The organism is Janthinobacterium sp. 1L-D-8-B-C4 (assembly GCF_057291295.1).
In genome coordinates this window covers 163377-182568 of record NZ_JBXAVX010000005.1, presented here as the reverse complement: position 1 = coordinate 182568, position 19192 = coordinate 163377, and the positions used below count along the sequence as shown (strand labels likewise).

Genomic DNA, 19192 nt, shown 5'->3' with positions numbered 1-19192 from the left:
ATGAGAGGCAAATTTGCATGCGCAGTCACTGTGGTATTCACAGAGCTGCCGGGACAGGAACCACACCGTGTTGCGTGCAGCCGATACCGCTGGCAGGCCGATCAGGCCCATGGCGGATATTGGCGTTGCGCAACGTTCGTCTTGTCGTGCCGGGCAAAATTCTTATCAATAGTTTCATTTACGAAGAGCCGAAATGAATTTAGCAAAAATGAAGGTTGGTACACGCCTGGGCCTGGGGTTTGCCCTGGTACTGGTTCTGCTGGTAGCTGTGACGATACTCGGCATTGCGCGAATGGCGCAAATCCAGGAACGTCTCGATCACGTCATTAACGTCAACAATGTGGTCACCCGCCTGGTGATCGACATGCGTGGCAATGTCAGCGACCGCATCACCTCGCTGCGCATACTGACCCTGATGACGGACTCGGGCGACATGGAACCGGAAATGGCGCGCATCAAGTCGCAGACCAATACCTACCAGGAAACCCAGAAAAAACTCGAAGCCAAGTTCGCCGTCGAGTCGACGGCCGAAGAAAAAACCTTGCTCGCTTCCATCAAGGAATATGAAGCTGCCGCCATGCCGGCCATTGCCAAGGCGTCGGCGCTGTGGATGGCCAACGATGCCGAAGCCGCAACGCGTGTGATGATCAAGGAAATCCGCCCGGTGCAGAAAAAATGGATCGATGCGCTGGAGCAACTGGCTACCCTGGAAGACAAGCTCAACGAACAAATGCAAGCGGATGCCCGCAAGGCGTTCGACAGCGCGCGCCTGTTCATGATCGTGCTCGGTGCACTGGCCGTGGCGCTGGGCGTGGCAGCGGCGCTGGTGATTACCCGTGGCCTGCTCAAGCAGCTGGGTGGCGAACCGGACTACACGGCGTCGATCGCCGGCAGCATCGCCAAGGGCGACCTGTCGATCGGCATCCACACGCACTCGTCGGACAATTCCAGCCTGCTGGCCGAAATGAAGGAAATGCGCAACAGTCTGGTGGGCATCGTTGGCCAGGTACGCGGTGGTACGGAAGCCATCGGCACGGCCTCGCGTGAAATCGCCGACGGTAACCTGGATCTGTCCTCGCGCACCGAAATGCAGGCCAGCGCGCTGGAAAAAACCGCCTCGGCGATGGAAGAACTGACTTCGACCGTGAAGCAGAACGCCGACAACGCCCGTGAAGCCAACAAGCTGGCCGCGACCGCGTCGGATGTCGCCATCAAGGGCGGCTCGGTGGTCTCGCAGGTGGTCGATACCATGAGCTCGATCAACGAATCGGCCAAGAAGATTGTCGACATCATCGGCGTGATCGATGGCATCGCCTTCCAGACCAATATCCTGGCCCTGAATGCCGCCGTGGAAGCGGCGCGTGCCGGTGAGCAGGGCCGCGGCTTTGCCGTGGTGGCCTCCGAAGTGCGCAACCTGGCCCAGCGTTCGGCCGGCGCCGCCAAGGAAATCAAGATCCTGATCGATGACTCGGCCGAGAAAACCGAGCGCGGCACGCGCCTGGTGGGCCAGGCCGGCGTGACGATGGGCGAAGTGGTTGACAGCGTGCGCCGCGTTACCGACATCATGAGCGAGATTGCCAGCGCCAGCGCCGAGCAAAGCGCCGGCATCGAGCAGGTCAATATGTCGATCATCGAGATGGACGGCATGACGCAGCAAAATGCGGCGCTGGTCGAGCAATCGGCGGCTGCCGCGCAAAGCCTGCAGGACCAGGCGGCGGAACTGTCGCACGTGGTCAGCATCTTCAAGCTGGTCGAGGGTGAAGAGCGTGCAGCAGTCCATGTACCGTCTCCGGCGCAGGTAAAAGCTCCGGCAGCGGTGCTGGCGCGCAAGCCGGCCGCGGCTGTGCGTGCGGTCAAGTCGATCACGCGCAAGACCGAAGCGGCTGCGCCTGCCGCTCCTGCGGCACCAAAGCCCAGCAAGCGTACTGTGGCGGCCAGCACCAGCAATGATGAATGGGAAGAGTTTTAATTTGTAGCAGCATCCAGTAGCAGTGCCATGGTGGCAGTAGAGTCCTGGGCTGCGCGGCCAGTCGCGCAGCCGGTTTTACGATTTTGTTTAACGTTGTTGAAAAAGTGTATCTATGAATAAGCGTAGTGTTATCGCAGCTGTACTCCTCTCCGGCGTAAGCGCCACCGTCCTGGCCAGCGAAGTGCCAGCGACCTTCGATGCAAAAACCTGCAAGGCGGAATATCCGAAAGCCTCGCTCGTCAATGAAGAGCAGGGCGACGTGACGATGTCCTTCCTGGTCTCGGCCGACGGCAAAGTGGTCGATTCGAAAGTCGACAAAAGCAGTGGCTTCAAGAACCTGGACAAAGCCGCCGTCAAGGCCATCAGCGCCTGCAAGTTCAAGCCAGGCACCAAGGATGGCAGCGTGGCCCAAACCTGGACCAAGGTCGATTATTCCTGGAAGCTGTAATCACTCTGTTTGATTTTATTGGGGAAGCAAATGTCTAAAAGTATGCGTCATATGGGTGTTGCAGCAGCATTGCTGTTTTCTGTCTCGTCCGCTAGCTTTGCGGCAGAGGTTCCCGCATCCTTCGATGCCAAGACCTGCAAGGTCGATTATCCGAAAGCATCGCTGATGAACGAGGAGCAGGGCACGGTATCGATGTCCTTCCTGGTCAATGCCGACGGTACTGTTGCTGATTCGAAAGTCGAGAAAAGCAGCGGTTTCAAGAACTTGGACAAGGCCGCCATCAAGGGCTTGTCTGCATGCAAGTTCAAACCGGGCACCAAGGACGGCAGCGCGGCGCAGACCTGGACCAAGGTCGACTACGCCTGGAAGCTGGACTGATCGCCGCCGGCCGGTGTTTTTCCGCCCGGTTTGATGTTTGTTCCCCCTGACGGGCGGCGCCGCGATTGCGGTGCCGCCCGTTCTGTCATGTGCGCGGCGCCACGGCGCCCCGTATCTGTTACGCTCGGCACTATACTGCCGTGTTTCCTTCATGCCCAGAGGCCATCATGCATTCCATCTTGAAACTATCTCTTGCTGCCGCCACCATCGTTTCCCTGTCGGCCTGCGCCGGTTTCAGCACCCCGCCCGGACTGGAAATGGGGCAGACGGTGGCGCTCGTCAATAGCCTCAGCTGGATCAACCCGATGAGCGGCAAGCGCGACGGCGTGCGTACCAGTTGGCCCATCAAGCATGGCAAGGTGGCGGCCGAGTATTATCCTCTGTCGCAGCTGAAACGCTGCGATGCGCAGGACAGGCAGTGCGCCTGGGGCGTCATGCGGGCCCAGCGCAGCGCACCGTCGTTTGCCTATGCCGACGGCGGCGTCAACATGACCTTCGCGCTGGCGATCGACATCGCGCGGCGCCAGGATGCGCGCCAGGGTGAAGTGCAGACGGCAATGGCGATCCCGAAAGACGTGGCGGCGCTGGCCGGCAAGCAGCAGGTGCAGCACACGATTGGTTTGAAGTATGGCAAGGTAGAGCAGATTGAGCTCGATTTCGGCGTGCGCTACCAGGTCTGTGCGCAGCGCCATGATGCATCCGGCAAGGCGATCGACAAGTGCGAGATTCCGTTTATCTGACGCCGCTGGCGCCGCTTGTGGCAGGTGCGCCACGTTTCATGTTGCGCTCTGCTTCGGCGTGTAACATTCGGTAAATCCACAGCGCAAGGGCACTTTATTTCTTACACTACTATATTGCAAAAGGAGTGTGCGATGAAAACCTTGTTGGCAGTAATCTCGATGGCCGCCCTGGGCGGCTGCGTGGTGGCGCCGCCCGGCCCCGCCTACTATGGCACGCGTGCGTCACAGGCGGCCTACAACCCTTATGAATGGCATACGGTGTCGTCCGAGCCCGTGCAGTCGTCGCGCGTGGTGAGCGAGCCGCGGGTGGAATATACGACTGAACCGGTGTATGTGCAGCAGCAACCGGTGTATGTGCAGCAACCGGTGTATGTGCCGGCGCCGGTGTATGCGCCGCAGCCCTATTATTACAATCCGCCCGTGTCGATCGGGCTGGACTTCATGTTCGGCTTCGGGCGTTCAGGCTACCGTGGTCCGCGTGGCGGATGGGGCGGGCATGGCCGCTATCATGGCGGCCGCCGCTGGTAACGCTGGAAATGCTGCCAAGCTTCTTAGTGGAAGTACACGGAAGCTTGATGCAGCACGTCCGCCGAGCACAGGATGTACATTGCCGCGCCAGCCAGACTGATTTGGAAGGCACCAAAGCTGAAGGGAATAAGGCGGGACATGATGAACTCCTGATGGGTGGCGGGTTGAACGCTGTTGCGCTACGGTATGACTCCATCATAGTTACATTTAATTCCTACAGGAATCAGATGAATGTCCGCCACCGTGTAGGATAAATGCTTGCGAATCAAGCTATAGCTTGCTGACAGCCCGTTTCAGCGATTTTTCCAGCGCACCACCGGCTCTTCCGGCGCCGTCTCGGGCAGGTTCGAAACCGCCAGCCAGTGCGTCAGCCGTTCCGGGTGTTTCAGGTTGATGCCCATGCCATCAATGATGCCCACCTGCTCCAGGAAGCGCGCATCGAACTTTCCTTTTGACACCGTCGGCGCACCCATCACCATGCGGTCATACGCCTTGCGTGCCTTGTTTTCCCATTTGTGCAGATTGCTTTCATCGAAACGGTTCGATTCGAAATACACGGTCAGGGTGCCGTCGTGATTGCCGAAGCCGACGATGCCGGCACCCTTGCGGAAGGAAGTGCTGTTATTGATGTCAAACTCTTCGGTCGGCACGAAGACGCCGGCGCGGCCATCGATATCGGGACGGCCCACCGGGGTGTCCTTGCCATAGGAACTCGTTTCAGTGATCGGTTTTTCTTCAGCCATGGTTGGTACTGATGGCGCTCGCCATCCTGTTCTATCAGTGCGTATTGGTAATCAAGGCGCGGTGGCGGCCTCGGCGGAACAATGCGCGCTTGGCATTGTTTGACATAAGTAAAGTATTGTAGCCCCAATCTAATTCTATAGGGCAACAAGGACGGAATTTTATGGTTTTGCCCGCATGAAAAAAGCCACCCGGCATTGCTGCGGGGTGGCTCTTCAGCAGGCGCTGCGCTGATGCGCGATGCTTATGCCTGGCGCTTGCGGCGTGCTGCAATAAAACCCATCAGGCCCAGGCCCAGCAGCATCATGGCCCAGGTCTGTGGTTCTGGCACGGCCGAGACCGACACCGAGACATTGTCAAGGTAGGAGCCGTAGCTGGACGCCGAAGTCGGGCCTACCGATTCGAAACGCAATACGGTCGAGGCACCCAGCGCGCTGACGCTCTGGCTGAAGGTCTGCCAGGTAGGCGTGGTGGTGCCGACCAGCGGGCTGGCGGTCAGCAGCGTGTTGCCCCAGTACACATTCATCAGGCTGCTGGCATTGCCCGCCGTATCGGGACGGCCCGAGTAGGCAAACGACAGCAGGTAGTTGCTGCCGGCGCTGGTGCTGATGGTTTGCGAAATCGATGTCAGGCGGTTGGTGTTCAATTCCAGGTATTGCACGCCGTTGGCCGCCGTCGGCATGAAGCCGCTGACGCCGCCCTGGGTGGAGCCTTTTTGGATCTCGAATGCCGAATTGCCGCTGGCCGACGAGGTCCAGCCGGTAACGCTGCTGACTGCTGCCCATGACGAGCCGATGGAGTTGCTTTCAAAGCTGCCATTGACTACCAGCTCGGTTGCTGCGTTGGCGGCACCGGCCGACAGCAGGGCCGCCAGGGCGGCAATGTTCAAGATGGTGTTTGGCAATTTTATGGTTTTCCCATTTGTTGATTTAAAAATAATCTTGTTTCCTGATTGACATGCAAATGGTAGCATTGAAGCCGGGAAACTGAGCAGTTGTTCGCCAGATTATTTTCATTTTTGAAACTGAAAGTATACTTTCTGCAACAAATTATTTCCCGATGGAAATCTTCAAAATGCCAGCCGTCCCTCCAGGTACACCATGCGCGGCGCGCCGACCATTTTGCCCAGGTTGCCATCCGAGGTACGCGTGAAGTAGCGCTTGTCGGCCAGGTTGTTGACGCCTGCCAGCAGCTCCAGGGCAGGCTGGCCCGGCACCTTCCACTTCACTTGCGTATTCCAGGTCCGGTAGCCGGGAATCAGGCCCAGGTCGCCGGCGCGGTTTTCCAGCACCGTGTTGGCGTCATCGGCGAACTGTCGCGTCTGATGCGTGCTCGACAGATCAAAGCCCAAGGCCCCGCGTTGGTAATGCAAGCCCAGCGTATCGGTATTGCGCGAGTAATACGGCACGTCATTGCCCGCATTCGCGCCTTCTTCCAGGGTTGCCTTGGTATAGGTCCAGGTGGCATAGGCGTTCAGCCCACGCAATGGGCCGGACTCGTCGAAGCGGTAATCGAGCGCCGTTTCCAGGCCCTGGTGGTGGGTCGCGCCACGGTTGAAGAAGGTGGCGTTCAGGCCGCTGCCCACCGACTGTATCTGATTGTCGAACTTGATATTGAACAGTGTCGCTTCCGCCGACAGGCTGGCGCTCTTCCAGCGGCTGCCCAGCTCCATGGTTTTCGCCAGTTCCGGCTGCAGCGGGTTCGCTGCCGATTGCGCGTTGAGCTGGGTGTTCTGCACGGCGCCAAACGAACTGTTGTAGTTGGCGAACAGGGTCACGTTATTGCTCAGCAAATAGGCCAGGTTCAGCGACGGGAGGGCCTTGTTGTTGAGCAGATCGATCTTCTCTTCCTGCGGCAAATGATTGATGCGCTGCGTCTTGATATGTTCATAGCGCACGCCCGGCGTAATGCGCCAGGCGTTGACGGCAATCTTGTTGTCGATATAGATGGCCTGGGCGTCGGTGCTGTTGTCGGCAAAGCGCGTTGGCGCCTGCTGCACGCCGGTGGCAACCACCACGTTGTAAATCGTCTCGTCGGCGCGCTCGCGCAGGTAGCGGTAGCCCACCGTCACGTCATGCGTCAGGCCGGCGGCCTTGAAGCGCTGCGTGTAGCGCGGCTCGAACGCAGCCGTTTCGTAATTGCGCGGCTGGTGGCCCAGGCCGGTGCCGGCCGCATTGATCAGGGTGCTCTGGCGCGAGCTCTCGTTGTAGTAGGCGCGCACTTCCAGTTCCTGGGTAGTGGAAATGCTGTTCAGATAACCGATATCAAACGCCTTGCGCTCGCCGCTCCAGAAGTCGCTACGGCGCGTATTTTGAAACGGGTCAAGACGGTATTGCGCCTGCGTCAGCCCGCCCGGCGTGCGCGAGGTGACGTCGTAGTATGACAGCTTGCCGTAGACCTCGGCAGTTGGGCTGAGGTCGTAGCGGAACTTCAGCGCGAAGTCATTGAGCTTTTCATCGCTGGCCACGCGCCAGTCGCTGCCTTTCATGCCCGAATACAGCACGGCCAGGCCCAGGCCGCTGTCCAGCTGGCTGCCGGCGAATGCGCTGTATTGCATGTTGTGGCCGCCTTCGCCATAGCTGTTGTAACGCACGCTGGCGTCGCCCGTGATGCCTTCGCCGGCAGGGATGCGGCGCGTCTTGAAGTTGATGATGCCGCCCACGTTTTGCGGGCCGAACCGCACCGCGCCGCCGCCACGCACCACGTCGACTGTTTCCACATTGGCCAGGCTGACCGGCGCGAACGACAGCTGCGGCTGGCCGTAGGGCGCCACTGACATCGGTATGCCATCGAGCAAGACCGTGCTGCGCGGCGAATAGCGCCCGGGCAAGCCACGCACGCCGATATTCAGTGACACGGCGCTGCCGGCGCTGCCCGAGTTGTCGCTGATCTGCACGCCGGGAATGCGGCGCATCACATCGCTGACGCTGGACGCGCCCGAGTTTTCGATCTCTTCCTTCTGTACCACGCTGCGTGCACCGGCGAAATTTTTGGTGCTGGCCGCCATGCTGGTGCCCAGCAGATTGCTGCTGACCTGGATCGCTTCGAGCACAGGGCCGGCGTCGTCTGCCGAGCTGCCCTGCTGCGCCTGCGCACCGATAGGCAACGCCAGGCAGGCAAGGGTAATCGCCAGCGCGCACGGGCGCAGCGTAAATGGAAGAGGGTGGGGCATGGTGCTAACTCCAGAGGGCAGGGGACTGGATGATAGTGATTCTCATTCTCTTCGTCAATGCGCCAAGCTGGCTTGTTGTGGCGGTGGTACGCGTCTTGCTGGCGCGGTACGGGACTCGCGTGCGATGGGCAAGCGCACCTTCTTGTATACTGCCGTTTTCGCCGACGCCAGAAAATACACAGACATGAGCCAAACAATCGAAAACCAGTCCACGGAACGCCGCCAAGGTGGAGACACGACAGCACCGCCGCGCAAGCTCAATTTGCTGGTGGTCGACGACAACCAGGAAGTAGGCGAATCGCTGGCCATGCTGCTGGAAACCTTTGGCCATAACGTGGTGGTGGTGCGCAACTGGCAAATGGCGGTCGAGCAAGTCAAGCAATGCGTACCCGACGCGGTCTACCTCGATATCGAAATGCCCGGCATCAGCGGCATCGAAATCGGCCGCCGCCTGCGCAACAATCCCGACACGGCCAACGCCGTGCTGGTCGCCGTCACCGGCCACAGCCTGCCGATGTACATGGACGACGCGCTGACGGTGGGCTTCCGCCATTTCCTGGTCAAGCCTGTGCGCATGGAAGACCTGGCGACGACGGTGCAGTCGGTGCTGGCGGCATAAACAGCGTGGCGTGAAAGAAGAGAAGCCGGCCGCGTGCCGGCTTTTTTGCATGGATATGCATGGTATTGAAAGGCCGTTGTGCTTGCTTAAAAGCGCCACCCTTGAACGCCGATAAAGTGGCATGACTTCGATCTCAAGGAGATGATTCATGTCCTATATTTATTCCGATGCCGCAGAGCTGAAAGGCAAGCCGGTAGTCGGCAGCCGCCACTGCGTCGCGCTGGTGCAGCACTATGCCGGCGCGCCGGTCACGGCAAACTGGCGCGAGGGTGAAGCCGTGGTCGGGAATGCCACGATCAAACCAGGAACCGCGATCGCCACATTTATCCGGGGGCGTTACCCGAACCGTGCACACGGCAATCATGCCGCTTTGTTCATGGGCCTGGCAATAAACGGCATCTATATTGCCGACCAGTGGAAGGCTGACGGCAAGACCGAAATCTCGGTACGGCTGATACGCTCGCAAGGCAAGGACAAACGAGGTAATTACATCCACGCCAGCGATAACGCCGATGCCTTTTCCGTGATTGACTGAGGTTCGTCATGACGTGTTCGAAAACGAAGATAGCACCATGGGTGCGCTGGCCAGCAAGGTTATTGTTTGCGATGTCATACCTGCAATCGACGGCAAGCGCTGCGACGCCTTTGATTGAATGCCCCGCATCCATTTCGCAACGATCCCTGCAACTCATCGACACGCCACCGGGCTGGAGCACGTTTGTCGGCTCGCCGCTCTACCTGCATGCGGCGGTGCCGATGAGCGGGCCGCCGGAACAACTGGGCGAACTGTCGGACTTCCGGCAACAGCGTGTGAAAAACGGTTGGATAGATACTTATCGGCTTGATGGCAAGTTCCCGGAGGGGAAATGGCTGGCCTGCCGTTACGGTGGCACCGGCCAGCTGACCCTGGCAAAGCGGCTCGATGACAGCATCGACAGCTGCACTTTCACTTATCGACAAGGTGAGCATGTCGGGGAGAACAAGATCGCCATCAGGTGCAAGTAGCGCTGCGGTGCCGTTATCCCGGGTCATGATAAAACTGGATCCGCAATAGAAAAAGCCCGGTTCGAAAACCAGGCTCATCTTTATTCTTTGGGGTGGCTGATGGGGCTCGAACCCACGACAACAGGAATCATAATCCTAGCGCTGAACAGAATTTTATTTTTATAATCAAATACTTAAGAATATATTGTTCCAACGATGAAGCATTTTTCCTCACTAGCCTATGCGGCCTGCAGCCTGCTCGTTGGAAAATTGTAGCTTGCTAACGAGCGCCTCAATGAGTATCCTCATTTGCAAGATGCTATTCTAGTGGCCAACGGCTGAGTTCGGTTAAACCGCTCCTTCAACCTTACATAATATTCACGCCAGTGGATGGGTTTTCTATTACTTAAAGGCAATAAGGCGAGTAAATATGACTCCATTGGATATGTAGTCTTTGAGTTAATAATTATTGGAGAAATTACTATGTTTGGCAGGCCAAAAAAACAAGCTCACTCTAGTACGGGAGACTTGACTGAAGAACAAAAGAAGGAAATTATAAAGTTACTTTCAAATAGAAAATACAGGGGGCGTACGCTAATTGGAATATCTCGTGAGACAAAAATACCAGCAGGTCTAATAAAAACCGGTATTAGAGGGGATGGAAATTTCGCAAAGAAACTAAAAATATTTCCTAAGCGAACTAAAGATGGAAATGTTTTGATTACCACCAAAGAACGGTTTGTGTCTGAGGCCTCATTGGAGGAAAAATTCACGGACTTTTTCGCGTCTAATCGTCAGGAGATTGACTTTGGCGGCTAATTTATTACAAACGTGGTGGATAAATTATCCTATCGCGGGTCCTCTAATTTTTGGAGCCTTGGGAGGATTAATGGGTGTTATCGTCGAGCTCATTAAGCATTCGAAAAGAAAAATAGAAGACAAATTGTCTATTTGGAAATATCCGTTTTTCGTAATTGGATTATTGATCGGGTTACCACTAGCTGGCATTTTTGTCGTTGCCATGTATCTTTTTTCAGGAGATGTGTTCAGTGCAATTCTTGCTTTCCAAACTGGCGCCATAGCGCCACTTATACTTCAAGGGTGGGCTACTTCCCGAGCAAACAGGCTTTCTTCTGGAACGGTTGATACAGTGGCTGGCCAGTAACAATAGCCATTTCAAGGATTCGAAGCATCTTGTTACCAAGGGACGCTTCGGTTCGAAAATGGCCCGCGACAACTTTTTTTCAGAATGGCATCAAAACAGAAAAGTCGTTGTCCGGGTTGGGGAGGCAGTAGGGTGGTGGTTTGTGATGGGGGGTGATGCTCGGGCTAAGGAGAATACTTATTCAGTGGCTCCGGCCTTCTTTATTTTCCTACGATCATAATGTTTGTGCGTGGTGCTAGGATTCGCGTGAGCAGCGAAATCGTACGCGTCGACGTTACGCTGATCGAACTTGGCTGTGATGGCGGCGGGCCGCATATCCTGCAGTGAAAAAATATTGCGCGTGGTCTGCCAGGCGGTAGTCGGCTTCATACTTTGCCACTTTCAGCCCCTTCTTGTACGCCAGGATATATTCGAGCTCGGCCGCGCGTTTGCGAGCGAGTGCGGCGGCCGCCTGGGCGTCAGACGACGCGATCCACTCGAACATGGCGTCCTGCCACACCGACCCCATTCCCGACCGTGTATAGGCCTGGCCTTTTGAGTTGGCGAACAGGAACTGGCGCGGCACCGAGTGCGTCTGCTCGGCGCGCGCGACGACCACGCGCAACTTGGTCGACCATTCCCGCAGCTTCATTACCTCGGCCTGGCCTTTCTTGCGCTTGGCGCAGGTAACGATGACGCCTTCTTTTGTCTTACCCGAGATATGGAACGGCCGCACCTCGGCCGCGCGAAAGCCTGTCAGGTAGGTGAACATGGCGGCGCAGCCCAGGTTGCGGAATGTGGCGGTCTGGCGCAGCGACCAAAGATAAAAACGGACCACCTGGCTGCGGGTGATTGTCCGTACATCCTTCTCGATGTCGTTCTGCATGATGCCGGTGAACTGCATCGCCTCGATCACGCCCCAGCGCACGGCGTATTTGCAGATGGTCGACATCAGCGACAATTCCTTGTTCGCCTTCGCCGGCGCGCCGGCTTTGGCGCGCGCGTCCAGGTACTGATAGCCGTGCAGCAAGCGCAGCGATTTTGGGTCCATCTTGCCGAAGAACTTGGTCAAGTTTTTGTAGCCGGATTCCCGGACGGCCAGGCCGTCCTTGGACTGGTCGAGGTAATGGGTGGGCGCGATCTCATCGCGGAACCGCTCGATGAGTTGGGTCACCGAGCCGGCGATGATCTTGCCCTCGATGATGTCGAGCGCCTTGCGTTTAGTCGCGTTTGGCATTGGAGAACTTGCGTGGAGGGGAAGAGGTCTAGGAGGGAGCGCCAAAGCCATGTGCTGGTGCCGCTTTGAGGAACATGCTGAGATCTCGGTATGTTCCTCAAGCCGATCTTGAAAGTGCGGTTCCTGCCAAGGCGAACCTCAATCGCAAAGCCGCTCAGATTTGATGTATTGGAAATAGATAAACCGGCGCCGGAATAGAAAAAGCCCGGTTCGAAAACCGGGCTCATCTTTATTCTGTGGGGTGGCTGATGGGGCTCGAACCCACGACAACAGGAATCACAATCCTGGACTCTACCAACTGAGCTACAGCCACCACTGTCTTACTGCTAGTTCAGCGAGTGTTTTGCTGAACAGGTGCCGAATTATACAAAGAACTCGGCGAAGTGGCAAATCTAAATGCAGTCTTTTTTAATTATTCGAAAGATTGCCTGAAAACACCGCGTTTCCCTTAGATCGACAGTTGCGCCACGGGCGGATGCAAGTCCAGCAAACCGGCAAACGCGGTCGTCAAGGCCTCGACGCCGGCGGTGGTGTAGCCGTGCAGCTGCGGCGCGTGGTTCAGGTTGCGGCGCAGGCTGGCTGCATCCAGCAAGCGGGCCAGCTGGCGCGCCACGGCTTCGCCGGTATCGATCAGGGTCACCGGCTGCTGCGTATGGGCGCGCACCGTGCGGGTGATGGCGTCCTGTACGAAGGGGTAGTGGGTGCAACCGAGCACCAGGGTGTCGACACCTTGCGCCAGTAGCGGGGCGATATAGCGTTCCAGCATGGCACTGGTGGCGTCGCCCGGTTCGTTGCCCATCGCGCACTGCTCGATGCGTTCGACCAGGCCGATGCAGGGCTGCAAGATAAACGTAGCGCCGGTGGCGGTGCTGACCTGTTCGCGCAATGCCAGCAGCTTGTCGCCGCGCAAGGTGCGCTCGGTGGCCAGAACGCCGATCTTGCCGTTGTGGCTGGCCGCCGCTGCCGGTTTCAATCCCGGTTCCACGCCGACGATGGGCAGCTCTGGGTAGCGCGCGCGCAGCGCCTTGATGGCGGCAATCGTTGCCGTGTTGCAGGCCACCACCAGCGCCTTGATGCCTTGCTGCACCAGCCAGGCGGCGACCGCCAGCGAACGGTCGATCACCTGCTGTTCCGTCTTGTCGCCATACGGCGCGTAGCCGGAATCGGCCACGTAGATCAGGTCTTCGTGCGGCAGTTGCGCGCGGATATGGCGCAGCACCGACAGGCCGCCGACGCCGGAGTCGAACACGCCGATGGCGGCGTCGCGTAAAGTCAAAGTCATAGAGAGCCGGAAAGGATAAAAAACGCCGCGCTGGAGTTGCCGCGCGGCGTTCATGGTAGTGCCTGTTTAAGCAACCGTCACAGGAATCTTGCTGACGCTGCTATTGAGTTGCTCGATCTTCGCCTGCCATTCCTTCGGTCCGGTGTTGTGCACCGACGTGCCTTTCGAGTCCACCGCCACCGTCACCGGCATGTCGACCACGTCGAATTCATAGATCGCTTCCATGCCCATGTCGGCAAAGCCCAGCACTTTCGCGCCCTTGATGGCTTTCGACACCAGGTAGGCCGAACCGCCAACGGCCATCAGGTAGGCCGACTGGTGTTTCTGGATCGACTCGATGGCGACCGGGCCGCGCTCGGCCTTGCCGATCATGGCGATCAGGCCGGTTTGTTCCAGCATCATGTCGGTAAACTTGTCCATGCGGGTGGCCGTTGTCGGGCCGGCCGGGCCAACCACTTCGTCACGCACCGGATCGACCGGGCCGACGTAGTAGATGACGCGGTTCTTGAAGTCCACCGGCAACTCTTCGCCCTTGGCCAGCATGTCCTGGATGCGCTTGTGCGCGGCGTCGCGGCCGGTCAGCATCTTGCCGTTCAACAGTAGGGTCTGGCCCGGGGTCCACGAAGCGACTTCTTCCTTCGTCAGGGTATTCAGGTCGACGCGTTTCGATTTTTCGGTGTCCGGCGCCCACGATACGTCAGGCCAGGTCGACAGCGGTGGCGGCGTCATGTAGGCCGGGCCCGAGCCGTCCAGCACGAAGTGGCCGTGGCGGGTGGCAGCGCAGTTCGGGATCATGGCGACCGGCTTCGAGGCGGCGTGCGTCGGGTGCATCATGATTTTCACGTCCAGCACGGTGGTCAGGCCGCCCAGGCCCTGCGCGCCGATGCCCAGCGAGTTGATCTTGTCGCACAGCTCGATGCGCAGTTCTTCCAGCTTGTTTTGCGGGCCGCGCTGTTTCAGCTCGTACATGTCGATGTCTTCCATCAACACTTCCTTGGCCATCAGCATGGCTTTTTCGGCCGTGCCGCCGATGCCGATGCCCAGCATGCCAGGCGGGCACCAGCCAGCGCCCATGGTCGGCACCGTCTTCATGACCCAGTCCACCAGCGAATCGGACGGGTTCATCATGATCATCTTCGACTTGTTCTCCGAGCCGCCGCCTTTGGCCGCCACTTTCACGTCGACGGTATTGCCTTCGACCAGTTCCATGTGCACCACGGCTGGCGTGTTGTCCTTGGTGTTCTTGCGGTCGAAATGCGGGTCGGCCACGATCGAGGCGCGCAGCTTGTTGTCGTCGAAGTTGTACGCGCGGCGCACGCCTTCGTTGACGGCGTCGGTAACCGTGCCGGAAAAGCCCTCAAAGCGTACGCCCATGCCGATTTTCAGGAAGACGTTGACGATACCCGTGTCCTGGCAGATAGGGCGCTTGCCTTCGGCGCACATGCGCGAATTGGTCAAAATTTGCGCGATCGCATCTTTTGCAGCCGGGCTTTGCTCGGTCTCGTAGGCGCGTGCCAGGTGTTCGATGTAATCAGCAGGGTGGTAGTAGCTAATGTACTGCAACGCTGCGGCGACGGATTCGATCAGATCTTCTTGCTTTATGACAGTCATGGTGTTCTCGCGAGATATAAGAAGGATGAAACTGGTTATTGCTTAATGTGGTTGGCGCGCCTGGTTCTGCGTCACGGTCATGATGCGGTCCGTATAGGCAATCGCCATCGCCGACAAAATGAAGACCATATGGATCACTGTCTGGGCGATCACCACGTTGGGTTCCTTTGCATACGCGTTCGCGTTGATGAAGGTTTTCAGCAAGTGGATCGACGAAATGCCGATAATGGCCATGGCCAGCTTGGTCTTCAGCACCGAGGCATTCACGTGCGACAGCCATTCCGGCTGGTCCGGATGGTCGTCCAGGTGCATGCGCGAAACGAACGTTTCGTAGCCACCGATAATGACCATGATCAGCAGGTTCGAGATCATCACCACGTCGATCAGGCCCAGCACCACCAGCATGATGGTGGCCTCGTTCAGCTTGACCGGAGGCGTGACGCCCGGGACGGTAACGGCACTGATGACGTGCTGCAAGGCTGCGTCGTTGCCGAACACGGCGCCGATCAGGTCCGACAGCTCGACCCAGAAATGGAAGACATACACGCATTGCGCCAGAATCAGGCCCAGGTACAGCGGCAATTGCAGCCAGCGCGACATGAAGATGAAAGCAGACAAGGGGTGCAGCTTGGAATGGGAGGGCTTCTTCGAGTGGTCGATCATGTGGAGGGTCCTGGGGATTAATGCCAATTTTTTGGCATGCCCGACATTTTACACTTGCTGATAGTCACTGCGCATGCCCCCATGTCGAGTTCTTGGTCTTGATGAAACACAAGCAGGCCCAAGATAAACAGACAGTCAGGTCGTTTCGGGCCACTATATGGGGCGTCACGTGCTTGACGCTCATCAATGCAGGCGAGTATGGTAAAGACAGAAGCATGAAAAAAACCAGGCTGTAAGGCGTCCGTAAGACGCTGGGAATATGGTATTAGCAAACAATTACTACACTGGAGATCAGCATGGCCGCTACAGAAAACCAAGGCACGCAGCAGCAGGGACCAGAAGAGTCCCGCATCTTTGAACCTTCCCAGCAATTCGCTGCGCAGGCAACCATTTCCGGCATGGACGCCTATAACGTCATGGTGGCCGAGGCAGAGCGCGACTATGAAGGCTTCTGGGCCAAGCTGGCGCGTGAAAACCTGAGCTGGAAAAAACCGTTTACCCGCACCCTCAACGAAGACGACGCGCCGTTCTACAAATGGTTCGAAGACGGGCAGCTGAACGTCTCGTACAACTGCCTCGACCGCAATATCGAAAATGGCCTGGGCGACAAGACCGCCATCATCTTCGAAGCGGACGACGGCACGGTGACCAAAGCCACCTACAAAGAACTGCATGAAAAAGTCTGCAAGTTCGCCAACGGCCTGAAAGCCAAGGGCATCGCCAAGGGCGACCGCGTGATCATCTACATGTCGATGTCGGTCGAAGGCGTGGCCGCCATGCAAGCGTGCGCGCGCATCGGCGCCACCCATTCGGTGGTGTTCGGCGGCTTCTCGGCCAAATCCTTGCAGGAACGCATTATCGACGCCGGCGCCGTGGCGGTGATTACCGGCGACGAACAACTGCGCGGCGGCAAGAAGCTGCCATTGAAATCCATCGTCGACGAAGCGCTGGCGCTGGGTGGCTGCGAGTCCGTCAAGAACGTCATCGTCTACCAGCGTACCGGCAGCGACCTGCCGATGGTGGCAGGGCGCGACACCTGGCTGCACGAGCTGGTCGAAGGCCAGAGCGCAGAGTGTGAGCCGGAATGGGTCGATGCCGAGCATCCACTGTTTATTCTGTACACCTCCGGCTCGACCGGCACCCCGAAAGGCGTGCAGCATTCGAGCGGCGGCTATTTGCTGTGGGCCGCGCTGACCATGAAGTGGAGCTTCGACATCAAGCCCGACGACGTGTTCTGGTGCACCGCCGACATCGGCTGGGTCACCGGCCACAGCTACATCGCCTATGGTCCAATGGCCGTGGGCGCCACGCAAGTGGTGTTCGAAGGCATCCCGACCTACCCGAACGCGGGCCGCTTCTGGGAAACCATCAAGAAACACAACGTCAGCATCTTCTACACGGCGCCAACGGCGATCCGTTCGCTGATCAAGGCGGCCGACGTCGACCCGAAAGTGCATCCGCAGCATTACGATTTGAGCAGCCTGCGCCTCTTGGGCACGGTGGGCGAGCCGATCAACCCTGAAGCGTGGATGTGGTACTACAAAAACATCGGCGGCGAGAAATGCCCGATCGTCGACACCTTCTGGCAAACCGAAACCGGCGGCCACATGATCACGCCGCTGCCGGGCGCCACACCGATGGTGCCGGGTTCCTGCACCTTGCCATTGCCAGGCATCATGGCCGCCATCGTCGACGAAGCGGGCCAGGACGTGCCGAACGGGCAGGGCGGCATTTTGGTGGTGAAACGCCCATGGCCATCGATGATCCGCACCATCTGGAACAACCCCGACCGCTTCAAGTCGAGCTACTTCCCGGAAGAGCTGGGCGGCAAGATGTACCTGGCCGGCGACGGCGCGATCCGCAACAAGGACACTGGCTACTTCACCATCACCGGCCGCATCGATGACGTGCTGAACGTTTCCGGCCACCGAATGGGCACCATGGAAATCGAATCGGCCCTGGTCGCCAACCCGCTGGTCGCCGAAGCGGCTGTAGTCGGCCGCCCGGACGACACAACGGGCGAATCGATCTGCGCCTTCGTGGTGCTGAAACAGGCACGCCCGACCGGCGAGGAAGCGAAGAAGCTGGCGCTGGAGCTGCGCAACTGGGTCGGCAAGGAAATCGGCCCGATCGCGAAACCGAAAGAGATCCGTTTCGGCGACAACCTGCCGAAAACCCGCTCCGGCAAAATCATGCGCCGCCTGCTGCGCGTGCTGGCCAAGGGCGAGACGATCACGCAAGACGTCTCGACCCTGGAAAACCCGGCCATCCTGGATCAGCTGAAAGAGGCGTCGTAATCGGATGCGTGGTTTGGCCGCTGCCTGAACCCTGAACCAAGATCCAGGGTCGGACCCTCAGGGTCCGACCCTGGCCTGTCCCGAGTTACTTTTACTCTAGGGTAAATATCTTTGGCAGAACGTGGATTCCTTGCTATAATCTGCGGCTTCGCGACAAGCGGAGCCAGTAGCAATGCAAGTAGTACGCCAGCATTGCATGCAGGAGAGATGGCTGAGCGGCTGAAGGCGCACGCCTGGAAAGCGTGTATAGGGTAATACTCTATCGGGGGTTCGAATCCCCCTCTCTCCGCCAAAGACGAAAAAAAGAAAGCTACCCTCGGGTAGCTTTTTTTTCGTCTGCAGGCAGAGAGAAGCAGGGCCCCTGCGGGCCCTGCGCGGGGGATTCGAAGGCATTGCGCCTGCAGGCGCAAGCCTCTCCGAATCTACCAATTGCTGCCGCTGCGCGGCAGCCCCGCGCGCCTGCGGCGCGCGTTCGTGGTTTCAATCAGGTTTCGGCTGAGCATATTTTTACGGCGGACAATGCATCAGTCCGTGTCCAAATGGAAGACCTGACCCTGGCTCCTAAGATGCTTTAATCGAAGCCATGACGGACGCCAGGGTGATGCAGCGACGCAGGTGAGCGTATCTATGCCGCAGGTATCCGGGTATTTTCCCGGCTTCATTCGGCTCTGGTTCCTTTGTTTCCGATGTGCCTGCTGCCCGAAGAATGCTCGATTGCTGAGGATGCCGTGCTTGCTGGTCTGCTGGCCTCGATACACGCTTGCATCCAACGTAGCACCTCGCTCCTGAGCCAGGCAGAGGAACGTCCCTGCAGCTTGACAGGTGCGGGGAAGGTGCCTTCCTTGATGCCCGCATAAACGCTGCTGCGCGATTTGCCGCAAGTCGCCAACACTTCGCCCAAGCGGATAAAGCGCTCTTCGCCCATGCGCGGTTCAACGCGGCGCTCTTTCAGGTAGTCAGCTATCGCTGGTTTCATGGCGTCACCCTCCTGAATCAAAAATGCCAGCGGCAACACCGAGACAAATGGCACAGGCTGAATGCCTTGCACTGCCACCAATTCGCCCTTCGTGCGATTACGCTCGCAATCATTATTCCGAAAACACGAGTCCAGTATCGAATGCTGGAATCGCTGGCGCAACGGGAATCAACCTGCTATGCCAGCTGGATCAAGCGTGCCGCGCACTATGTGTGAGATCAAGGGTGTACACAGGAGCGGTTCCGTGGAAGCTTTAGCAGCTAAAAAATCGGCGTATCTGGCAGTGCTTCAGACCTGCCAAATCTGCTCTCGTACCGGCCAAAAAAGTGGTTCAGTCGAAGTTCTTGCCGACGATATAAGGGCTCAGTCGCTGAAAAGTACAGGGCAGGATAGGTGAAGTTAG

General features: G+C 58.2%; 19 protein-coding genes and 2 tRNA genes. 12 read left to right on the top strand and 9 right to left on the bottom strand.

All coding sequences use genetic code 11. The annotated features are described in order from the left end of the window. Positions 1 to 193: 193 nt before the first annotated feature. From AC0Z42_RS11410 to AC0Z42_RS11390, 5 genes are all read left to right on the top strand, one after another. Positions 194 to 1969, top strand: coding sequence for a methyl-accepting chemotaxis protein (locus AC0Z42_RS11410; RefSeq protein WP_485468335.1), 1776 nt, complete (start codon positions 194 to 196; stop codon positions 1967 to 1969). A 112-nt stretch (positions 1970 to 2081) separates the two neighbouring features. Beyond that, the gene (locus AC0Z42_RS11405; protein ID WP_485468334.1) at positions 2082 to 2417 is read left to right on the top strand and encodes an energy transducer TonB; all 336 of its coding nucleotides are present in this window, start codon (positions 2082 to 2084) and stop codon (positions 2415 to 2417) included. Between the two features lie 42 nt (positions 2418 to 2459). Next, a complete protein-coding gene (locus tag AC0Z42_RS11400) occupies positions 2460 to 2795 on the top strand; it encodes an energy transducer TonB (RefSeq protein WP_485468469.1) in 336 nt (111 codons plus the stop codon). Between the two features lie 167 nt (positions 2796 to 2962). Then, positions 2963 to 3535 carry a hypothetical protein gene (locus tag AC0Z42_RS11395; RefSeq protein WP_485468333.1) on the top strand — a complete coding sequence of 191 codons (573 nt, stop codon included), beginning with the start codon at positions 2963 to 2965 and terminating at the stop codon, positions 3533 to 3535. A gap of 132 nt (positions 3536 to 3667) precedes the next feature. Next, a complete protein-coding gene (locus tag AC0Z42_RS11390) occupies positions 3668 to 4063 on the top strand; it encodes a hypothetical protein (protein ID WP_485468332.1) in 396 nt (131 codons plus the stop codon). A gap of 293 nt (positions 4064 to 4356) precedes the next feature. Here AC0Z42_RS11390 and AC0Z42_RS11385 read toward each other — a convergent pair whose 3' ends face one another. The 3 genes from AC0Z42_RS11385 to AC0Z42_RS11375 form a co-directional block, all read right to left on the bottom strand. Continuing rightward, positions 4357 to 4806 (bottom strand): hypothetical protein, encoded by a 450-nt coding sequence (locus AC0Z42_RS11385; RefSeq protein WP_485468331.1) that lies wholly within the window; start codon positions 4804 to 4806, stop codon positions 4357 to 4359. Between the two features lie 242 nt (positions 4807 to 5048). Continuing rightward, positions 5049 to 5708 (bottom strand): DUF642 domain-containing protein, encoded by a 660-nt coding sequence (locus AC0Z42_RS11380; protein ID WP_485468330.1) that lies wholly within the window; start codon positions 5706 to 5708, stop codon positions 5049 to 5051. Between the two features lie 165 nt (positions 5709 to 5873). After that, a complete protein-coding gene (locus tag AC0Z42_RS11375; protein WP_485468329.1) occupies positions 5874 to 7976 on the bottom strand; it encodes a TonB-dependent receptor family protein in 2103 nt (700 codons plus the stop codon). 184 nt (positions 7977 to 8160) lie between these two features. Here AC0Z42_RS11375 and AC0Z42_RS11370 point away from each other — a divergent pair, with 184 nt between their 5' ends. The 5 genes from AC0Z42_RS11370 (at position 8161) to AC0Z42_RS11350 (ending at position 10744) form a co-directional block, all read left to right on the top strand. After that, complete coding sequence (locus tag AC0Z42_RS11370) at positions 8161 to 8595, top strand: response regulator (RefSeq protein ID WP_485468328.1); 435 nt, start codon at positions 8161 to 8163, stop codon at positions 8593 to 8595. A gap of 148 nt (positions 8596 to 8743) precedes the next feature. Further along, positions 8744 to 9130, top strand: a complete 387-nt coding sequence (locus AC0Z42_RS11365; RefSeq protein ID WP_485468327.1) for a BPSL0067 family protein — start codon at positions 8744 to 8746, stop codon at positions 9128 to 9130. 8 nt (positions 9131 to 9138) lie between these two features. Continuing rightward, positions 9139 to 9600, top strand: coding sequence for an STY0301 family protein (locus tag AC0Z42_RS11360; RefSeq protein ID WP_485468326.1), 462 nt, complete (start codon positions 9139 to 9141; stop codon positions 9598 to 9600). 369 nt (positions 9601 to 9969) lie between these two features. After that, the gene (locus AC0Z42_RS11355) at positions 9970 to 10398 is read left to right on the top strand and encodes a hypothetical protein (protein WP_485468325.1); all 429 of its coding nucleotides are present in this window, start codon (positions 9970 to 9972) and stop codon (positions 10396 to 10398) included. Further along, a complete protein-coding gene (locus AC0Z42_RS11350; RefSeq protein ID WP_485468324.1) occupies positions 10388 to 10744 on the top strand; it encodes a hypothetical protein in 357 nt (118 codons plus the stop codon). Before AC0Z42_RS11355 ends, AC0Z42_RS11350 begins: the two co-directional genes overlap by 11 nt. Before the next feature lie 274 nt (positions 10745 to 11018). Here the strand turns inward: AC0Z42_RS11350 and AC0Z42_RS11345 are convergent, their stop codons facing one another. The 5 genes from AC0Z42_RS11345 to AC0Z42_RS11325 form a co-directional block, all read right to left on the bottom strand. Then, positions 11019 to 11960 (bottom strand): hypothetical protein, encoded by a 942-nt coding sequence (locus AC0Z42_RS11345; protein ID WP_485468323.1) that lies wholly within the window; start codon positions 11958 to 11960, stop codon positions 11019 to 11021. A gap of 237 nt (positions 11961 to 12197) precedes the next feature. After that, positions 12198 to 12273: transfer RNA gene (locus AC0Z42_RS11340), tRNA-His, on the bottom strand. A 135-nt stretch (positions 12274 to 12408) separates the two neighbouring features. Next, positions 12409 to 13242, bottom strand: a complete 834-nt coding sequence (murI, locus tag AC0Z42_RS11335) for a glutamate racemase (RefSeq protein WP_485468322.1) — start codon at positions 13240 to 13242, stop codon at positions 12409 to 12411. A 66-nt stretch (positions 13243 to 13308) separates the two neighbouring features. Further along, the gene (locus AC0Z42_RS11330; protein WP_485468321.1) at positions 13309 to 14853 is read right to left on the bottom strand and encodes a fumarate hydratase; all 1545 of its coding nucleotides are present in this window, start codon (positions 14851 to 14853) and stop codon (positions 13309 to 13311) included. Positions 14854 to 14895: 42 nt separating this feature from the next. Beyond that, complete coding sequence (locus AC0Z42_RS11325; RefSeq protein WP_485468320.1) at positions 14896 to 15516, bottom strand: YqhA family protein; 621 nt, start codon at positions 15514 to 15516, stop codon at positions 14896 to 14898. Positions 15517 to 15812: 296 nt separating this feature from the next. On the opposite strand from AC0Z42_RS11325, the gene acs reads away from it, so the two are divergent. Together acs and AC0Z42_RS11315 are read left to right on the top strand one after the other, a co-directional pair. Beyond that, positions 15813 to 17813 carry an acetate--CoA ligase gene (acs, locus tag AC0Z42_RS11320; RefSeq protein WP_485468319.1) on the top strand — a complete coding sequence of 667 codons (2001 nt, stop codon included), beginning with the start codon at positions 15813 to 15815 and terminating at the stop codon, positions 17811 to 17813. A gap of 201 nt (positions 17814 to 18014) precedes the next feature. After that, positions 18015 to 18105: transfer RNA gene (locus tag AC0Z42_RS11315), tRNA-Ser, on the top strand. Positions 18106 to 18471: 366 nt separating this feature from the next. Here AC0Z42_RS11315 and AC0Z42_RS11310 read toward each other — a convergent pair. Further along, on the bottom strand, positions 18472 to 18867 hold the full coding sequence (locus tag AC0Z42_RS11310; protein ID WP_485468318.1) for a helix-turn-helix transcriptional regulator: 396 nt from the start codon (positions 18865 to 18867) through the stop codon (positions 18472 to 18474). Positions 18868 to 19192 lie beyond the last annotated feature (325 nt).

What these genes read in the sequence shown, in the direction of transcription:
- AC0Z42_RS11395 (WP_485468333.1), top strand. Translation starts at nt 2,963, where the DNA reads ATGCATTCCATCTTGAAACTATCTCTTGCTGCCGCCACCATCGTTTCC.
- murI (WP_485468322.1), bottom strand. Translation starts at nt 13,242, where the DNA reads ATGACTTTGACTTTACGCGACGCCGCCATCGGCGTGTTCGACTCCGGC.
- AC0Z42_RS11345 (WP_485468323.1), bottom strand. Translation starts at nt 11,960, where the DNA reads ATGCCAAACGCGACTAAACGCAAGGCGCTCGACATCATCGAGGGCAAG.
- acs (WP_485468319.1), top strand. Translation starts at nt 15,813, where the DNA reads ATGGCCGCTACAGAAAACCAAGGCACGCAGCAGCAGGGACCAGAAGAG.
- AC0Z42_RS11400 (WP_485468469.1), top strand. Translation starts at nt 2,460, where the DNA reads ATGCGTCATATGGGTGTTGCAGCAGCATTGCTGTTTTCTGTCTCGTCC.
- AC0Z42_RS11330 (WP_485468321.1), bottom strand. Translation starts at nt 14,853, where the DNA reads ATGACTGTCATAAAGCAAGAAGATCTGATCGAATCCGTCGCCGCAGCG.
- AC0Z42_RS11365 (WP_485468327.1), top strand. Translation starts at nt 8,744, where the DNA reads ATGTCCTATATTTATTCCGATGCCGCAGAGCTGAAAGGCAAGCCGGTA.
- AC0Z42_RS11405 (WP_485468334.1), top strand. Translation starts at nt 2,082, where the DNA reads ATGAATAAGCGTAGTGTTATCGCAGCTGTACTCCTCTCCGGCGTAAGC.
- AC0Z42_RS11360 (WP_485468326.1), top strand. Translation starts at nt 9,139, where the DNA reads ATGACGTGTTCGAAAACGAAGATAGCACCATGGGTGCGCTGGCCAGCA.
- AC0Z42_RS11390 (WP_485468332.1), top strand. Translation starts at nt 3,668, where the DNA reads ATGAAAACCTTGTTGGCAGTAATCTCGATGGCCGCCCTGGGCGGCTGC.
- AC0Z42_RS11410 (WP_485468335.1), top strand. Translation starts at nt 194, where the DNA reads ATGAATTTAGCAAAAATGAAGGTTGGTACACGCCTGGGCCTGGGGTTT.
- AC0Z42_RS11325 (WP_485468320.1), bottom strand. Translation starts at nt 15,516, where the DNA reads ATGATCGACCACTCGAAGAAGCCCTCCCATTCCAAGCTGCACCCCTTG.
- AC0Z42_RS11355 (WP_485468325.1), top strand. Translation starts at nt 9,970, where the DNA reads ATGGGTTTTCTATTACTTAAAGGCAATAAGGCGAGTAAATATGACTCC.
- AC0Z42_RS11370 (WP_485468328.1), top strand. Translation starts at nt 8,161, where the DNA reads ATGAGCCAAACAATCGAAAACCAGTCCACGGAACGCCGCCAAGGTGGA.
- AC0Z42_RS11375 (WP_485468329.1), bottom strand. Translation starts at nt 7,976, where the DNA reads ATGCCCCACCCTCTTCCATTTACGCTGCGCCCGTGCGCGCTGGCGATT.
- AC0Z42_RS11385 (WP_485468331.1), bottom strand. Translation starts at nt 4,806, where the DNA reads ATGGCTGAAGAAAAACCGATCACTGAAACGAGTTCCTATGGCAAGGAC.